This is a genomic window from Streptomyces sp. ActVer, from assembly GCF_027270795.1.
GTDB classification, from domain to species: Bacteria; Actinomycetota; Actinomycetes; order Streptomycetales; family Streptomycetaceae; genus Streptomyces; species Streptomyces umbrinus_A.
Genome location: NZ_JAPWHT010000823.1, coordinates 1 through 1,998, shown reverse-complemented (window position 1 = coordinate 1,998; position 1,998 = coordinate 1). Strand labels below are relative to the sequence as shown.

The window sequence follows — 1,998 nt, the reverse complement described above, 5'->3', positions numbered from 1 at the left end:
GCGCCCTCCAGGCGTTCCCACCCATGTCTGCGCAGGTCAAACCCCAGATTCAGAGCTCCAGGCTGCCGAATTATGTCGAACCCGGGACCTGCGCACCGGGGACCACGTCATCGTCTCCGACGTCACGTACAGCGCCGTATGGCGGCTGTTCGCAGAACTGCTGCCGGTCAAGTCCGGCATCGAGGCGACGTTCGTCGACGTCACCGATCTTGACGCCGTGCGCGCTGCTATTCGTCCCACCACCCGGATCATCCACACCGAGGCCATCGCCAACCCGACCGTCAAGACAGCCGACATCCAGGCCCTGGCCGACATCGCCCATGCGGCAGATGCGCTGCTGACCGTGGACTCCACCTGCACGCCTCCCCCGCTATTCCGCCCGCTGGAGCACGGCGCCGACCTGGTGATGCATTCCCTGACCAAGTACATCAACGGGCACGGCGACGCGATGGGCGGAGCCGTCATCGGGCCGCGGGAACTGATCCTCCCCATCAAGGCCGAGGCAATGATCAACGTGGGCGCTGCCATCTCCCCGTTCAACGCATGGCTGATCTCCCGCGGTTCCGTCACGCTGCCGCTTCGCCTGCGTCAGCACCTTGCCAGTGCCCAGCGCGTGGCGGAGTTCCTGGAGGGCGATCCTCGTGTACTGCACGTCGCCTACCCGGGACTCCCCTCGCACCCGCAGCATGAGCTCGCCAAGCGGCAGTTCACCGGGCAGGGCTTCGGGGCACTGATCGCGTTCGCTCTCGACGCCGGGCACGACACACGCAACGCCTTCGTGAACAACCTGCGGCTGATCACCTCCGCAGTGTCTCTGGGCCACGACGAGACCCTCATCGTCTACGAAGACTCTCCCGCCGGCCGCGCCGCCATGTTCCCCGAGGTGTTCCGCACCCACGGCCTGCTGCGCCTGGCAGTGGGACTCGAAGACCCCGATGACCTCATCGCGGACCTGGCCGCAGCCCTGGACACGGCGGTGCCCACTCCCTGACTCAATTGTCGGGCCGCGACGCAACCCACACCGAAAAGAAGTCCCCCTTTCCATCACCGGCAGCCACGACCGGAGATCAGGTTCGCTGGGTCACTTCATCGGCGGCATCTTGCCGGTCGCCGTACTTCTCGGCGAGTGGGACCGCACCTCCAAACCGCTGTTCTCCGAAGTCCCGAACTCGACAGTCAACTCAGCCGCATGGAAGCCGGTGAGGTAGTCGGGATTGTGACGGCGTTGCCGAGATTCGACGAATACCGCTTCCGTAGATGGCTTCGCGCAGCGCTCTCGCATAGGCAGCGCATTCCTCCCGCTACATGGGAGGCCATCGACGGTCTCGCACTCGACCGGCATTGGAGACACACGGCTGACGAGCTGACAGGCATGCTGCGACAAGGGCGCGACGACGTCCGTGGGGTGCCCCGAAGTTTCCGGACAGGGATCCAATAGGATCGTCCTGAGAAGGAAACGAGGAAGAAGTGGCGCCACCCAGTAAGTACTCGCCGGAGTTCCGCGAGGAAGCCGTCCAGATCGCATTGAGGTCGAGCAAGACGATCTCTGAAGTCGCCCGGGATCTTGAGTTGAACCCGGAGACGCTACGTGGCTGGGTGAAGAAGTATCAGAAGCAGCAGGAACCAACTCCTGATGCGGAATTGACGGTGAGCGAGCGGTCGCGCTTGAAGGAACTCGAGCGGCGCAACCGTGAGCTGGAGATGGAAAACTCCTTCCTGAAAAAATGCGCGGCGTACTTCGCGAAGGATCCCCGGTAGCAAGCAAGTACGAGTTCATCGATGAGATGCGGCTCGACACTGCGGAGTACGCATACAGCGTCGAGTTCATGTGCGGCCGACTCGGCGTCTCCAGATCCGGCTACTACGACTGGCGATCACGTCCAGAATCGGCGACGGCCCAGCGGCGCGAGGAACTGAAACTGGGTCTTCGAATTTAGTGGGGGTGTGACGGTGACGGCCTGACGGTTGGTCACCGTCTGTGATGGGCCTGCAGTGTGG

Annotated in this window: 3 protein-coding genes; all 3 read left to right on the top strand. The window is 63.5% G+C overall.

Annotated features, from left to right (window positions below; genetic code table 11):
- The coding region (locus tag O3Q52_RS52475) for a PLP-dependent aspartate aminotransferase family protein (RefSeq protein ID WP_269655451.1) at positions 1-991 on the top strand (991 nt) is incomplete at its 5' end.
- Between the two features lie 476 nt (positions 992-1,467).
- Positions 1,468-1,758 (top strand): transposase, encoded by a 291-nt coding sequence (locus O3Q52_RS52470; protein ID WP_269655450.1) that lies wholly within the window; start codon positions 1,468-1,470, stop codon positions 1,756-1,758.
- A gap of 26 nt (positions 1,759-1,784) precedes the next feature.
- Positions 1,785-1,937: a hypothetical protein gene (locus tag O3Q52_RS52465; protein ID WP_269655449.1), complete on the top strand. Its 153-nt coding sequence runs from the start codon at positions 1,785-1,787 to the stop codon at positions 1,935-1,937.
- Positions 1,938-1,998: the final 61 nt, after the last annotated feature.

Bases quoted from the DNA above. Each gene is read 5' to 3' on its own strand.
- O3Q52_RS52465 (WP_269655449.1), top strand. From the start codon at position 1,785: ATGCGGCTCGACACTGCGGAGTACGCATACAGCGTCGAGTTCATGTGC.